The sequence below is a fragment of the Arthrobacter sp. UCD-GKA genome (genome assembly GCF_001863355.1).
GTDB lineage: Bacteria > Actinomycetota > Actinomycetes > Actinomycetales > Micrococcaceae > Paeniglutamicibacter.
Genome location: NZ_MOLR01000026.1, coordinates 1 through 3,558 on the forward strand (window position 1 = coordinate 1; position 3,558 = coordinate 3,558).

General features: G+C 56.8%; 4 protein-coding genes. All 4 read left to right on the plus strand.

The window, feature by feature from the left end:
- Window positions 1-415 precede the first annotated feature (415 nt).
- Window positions 416-1,300, plus strand: coding sequence for an ABC transporter permease (locus BLJ79_RS22135; RefSeq protein ID WP_071216979.1), 885 nt, complete (start codon window positions 416-418; stop codon window positions 1,298-1,300).
- Window positions 1,300-2,253 (plus strand): ABC transporter permease, encoded by a 954-nt coding sequence (locus tag BLJ79_RS22140; RefSeq protein WP_071216980.1) that lies wholly within the window; start codon window positions 1,300-1,302, stop codon window positions 2,251-2,253. Before BLJ79_RS22135 ends, BLJ79_RS22140 begins: the two co-directional genes overlap by 1 nt.
- 4 nt (window positions 2,254-2,257) lie before the next feature.
- A complete protein-coding gene (locus BLJ79_RS22145) occupies window positions 2,258-3,112 on the plus strand; it encodes an ABC transporter ATP-binding protein (protein WP_071216981.1) in 855 nt (284 codons plus the stop codon).
- A gap of 256 nt (window positions 3,113-3,368) precedes the next feature.
- Window positions 3,369-3,558 (plus strand): transposase (locus tag BLJ79_RS22150; RefSeq protein ID WP_286135946.1); only part of this gene is annotated, 190 nt, incomplete at its 3' end.

Sequence of the window (3,558 nt, forward strand, 5' to 3'; positions counted from 1 at the left end):
CCGGCAGAAAAGGCTGCTGATCCCCGAGTCCGCCCCCGAATCACCACTCTTCTTCACCCTCGTCGAGGGAACCGCCCGGCTGCGCGAACGCTGGCGCAACGGACACCTCGCGGCATAGGACCCCCTGCCGCGACCCCTTCGAAACGACAGAAGCAAGCCCCTTTCGGAAGATGGAACCCGACGCCCCCGGCCGGCGACCTGGCCGTTCCTGGCGTGCCCGAAAATACGACAGGCCGCCGAATCCGGGAAAATCACGGATTCGGCGGCCCGTCGGCGTTCCATGAAAAATCAGGGCTAAACACCACACGAGGGTGGGAGTGGGTGGTTCCGTCTCCGAGCAATTCATGAAGTCGGGGCCACCCACCTCCAGTGCAAGAAATCTCGCTGTTGATCGTCCGTGGACAAGAAGAGAAACATGAAAACAACATTCAAGGCCTTGCTGAGGGACCCCTCCGCTATGACGGGCGCAGCCATCATTTTGGTGGTGGTTTGCCTAGCCCTATTAGCGCCAGTTCTTGGCGGCGACCCAAATTTTGTCGATCCGGTAAACCGGCTGAAAGCGCCTCAAGCGGCATTCCCGCTGGGTACTGATGACCAAGGACGCGACATGTGGACAATGCTGCTCTTTGGGGCGCAAACTGCACTCGGGATCTCCGCGCTTTGTACGGTCTTGGCCATAGTCATCGGTTACCTGATCGGAATCATCTGCGGGTACTTCCCAAAGGTTGACGCAGTGGTCATGCGCGTCATCGACGGGATGATGTCGTTCCCAAACATCATTTTGGTTATGAGCCTGGTTGGCGTTCTAGGCCGGGGTGTCGGACCAGTAGTCTTCGGACTAACCGTGGTCTTGATTCCGCCGATTGCGCGCGTGGTTCGTTCGGCATCACTCAGCGTGAAATCCACTGCCATGGTCGAGTCTGCCCGGGCAATGGGTGCCAAGGATTCATGGATTCTTTCCAAATATGTTGCTCCCGAAGCTGTCTCTGTCCTGATCGTTCAAGCAACAATGGGCTTCGCTGCAACCGTGCTCTCCATTGCCGCGTTGAGCTTCCTAGGCATCGGAATCCCGCCCGAAGTGCCGAGCTGGGGTGCCAGTCTCTCGGCCGCACAAAAATATATCGCTGTCGCCTGGTGGATTGGTGTATTCCCCGGTGTGGCCATTCTGGTTACCGTATTGGGCCTCATTCTCCTAGGTGATGGGCTTCGAGACTCGATGGATCCTCGAGCCCGCCGCATCGCGGGCCTCGCAAAACTCAAGACACTTGTCAAGGTCGCTGCAAAGGAGGGACAGCACTAATGCTCAATTACATCTTCAAGCGCTTGTTGGCGTTGCTGCCAACCATTGCCGTACCCATGGTTTTGCTCTTCGTATTGCTGCGGCTGACTCCCGGAGACCCCGCCGCGGTCATCCTAGGCGAAGAGGCCACTGCGACCGACATTGAAAATCTTCGTGAAGAGATGGGACTCAACCAACCCATCATCCTTCAATTCATTGTCTGGCTAGGGCGTATGGTCCGATTCGATTTTGGCGAATCGATATTTCTCCGGGCCCCAGTGAGCGAGCTGGTCCTTGCTGCAGCAACAGTAACCGCCCAACTTGCCGTTCTGGCATTGATTGTTGCCGTCTTGCTTGGCCCGCTTCTGGGAGCGATTGCTGCATCAACCAAATCAAGAATTGTGGATAAGGCCATGGTTGTTGGTTCGGCGGTCGGCATTGCCATGCCGACTTTCTGGCTGGCCATCTTGATGGTCCTGGTGTTCGGTGTGATGTTGCGTTGGTTCCCTGTCGCCGGCTATGTGGCCCCAACGGAAAACTTCGGTCAGTTTCTCTCCTTCATGGCGATGCCGGCCCTGGCGCTGGGCGTCTTGGAGGCAGCCACGCTCTTCAGGTATTCACGCAATGGCGTCTTGGATGCCAAATTCCAGCCGTTCGTCACTACCGCACGTGCCCAGGGCATTGGTGAGCGGACGATCACTGGAAAGTATGTGTTCCGCGCGGCCTTGGTGCCGGTCGTTACTGTGGTGGGGCTGTCCATGGCTTCATTGCTCGGAGGCGCGGTGGTTACCGAAAACGTCTTCTCGCTTCCAGGATTGGGCAAGCTCCTGCTGACTGCTGTAGATCGCCGTGACTACCCGCTCATTGAAGGATGCATTTTTCTCATTGCCATCATCTTTGTGGTGGTGAATCTCTTGGTGGATGTGGTCTGTGCACTGATCGATCCGCGTATTCGTTTAGACAGCAAGGACTAGCGCCATGAGCGTAGGTGAAAAAGTGTTACTCGAAGTTTGCGACCTGAACATCGACATCCTTAAACCAGAAGGTCCAAGCAGAGTCGTGCATTCGCTGAACTTCTCGCTTGAAGCAGGGAAGACATTGGGCGTTGTCGGTGAATCCGGTTCCGGAAAATCCATGACTGCTACTGCCATCATGGGGATATTGCCGGATGTGGCCGTTGCTTCGGGCAAAATCCTTTACAAAGGTCAGGATCTGCTCACCGCAACTCACGCCGAGCGGCGCAAACTGAGCGGCTCCGAGATCGGCTTCATTTTTCAAGAGCCGATGAGTGCTCTGCACCCGACGATGACTATTGGCGAGCAAATGATTCGCCCTATGCGTATGCACCTGGGCTTCAGCAAAAAACAGGCACGTGATCGTGCCAGCGATCTGCTGGATCTCGTGGGCATTCCTCCAACGCGAGGTGTACTGGGATCCTATGTCCACCAGCTCTCCGGCGGTATGCGACAACGCGTCATGATCGCCATGAGTATTTCTTGCAATCCGGCCTTATTGCTTGCGGATGAACCGACGACCGCCCTGGACGCCACGATTCAAAAACAGATCCTGGACTTGTTGCTGAAACTGCGCGATGACCTCGATCTGGCATTGGTCCTGATCAGCCACGACCTTGGTTTGGTTTCGCAATATACCGACGACGTAGTGGTCATGCTGGATGGCTATGAAATGGAGCAGGGCGCGACCCAAGAAGTCATTGCCAACCCGAAATCTGGATACACACAAGGTCTTTTGGAAGCGGCGCCTCGGCTGGGTCATCAACCGCATCGACTCCCAGTGATCGATAAGTCCATCTATTCAAAGGTGACGCTATGAAAAACGATCAGCTCGGAGCCCATAACGACCTCGTCTTGGAGCTTACTAACGTAAGCAAAGAGTTCACGCTTGGCGGCGTGTTCAAGCGGTCTAAACACGTCGCAGTGGACAACGCCTCGCTTTCGGTCAAACGGAATCAAGTCGTGGGGCTAGGGCGTGTCTCCTAATCGCTGACGGTTCGGTTTGGCAGGATTAACGGGTGAATTCCCGTTACACCGTCCTCACCGATCCCCAGTGGGAGCTGATTGCCCCGTTCATGCCCGATTCCACGGGCAGGGCGGGGCGCCCGTTCAAGGAGCACCGGCTCGTGGTCGAGGGCATCATCTACCGCTACCGCGCCGGCATCCCGTGGCGCGACCTGCCCGAGCACTTCGGGTCCTGGAAGACCGTGTGGAAGCGCCACCGCCGCTACGCCGCCGACGGCACCTGGGACTCGGTGCTGGCGA

Coding starts and splice junctions, on each gene's coding strand:
- BLJ79_RS22145 (WP_071216981.1), top strand. CDS start 2,258: ATGAGCGTAGGTGAAAAAGTGTTACTCGAAGTTTGCGACCTGAACATC.
- BLJ79_RS22140 (WP_071216980.1), top strand. CDS start 1,300: ATGCTCAATTACATCTTCAAGCGCTTGTTGGCGTTGCTGCCAACCATT.
- BLJ79_RS22135 (WP_071216979.1), top strand. CDS start 416: ATGAAAACAACATTCAAGGCCTTGCTGAGGGACCCCTCCGCTATGACG.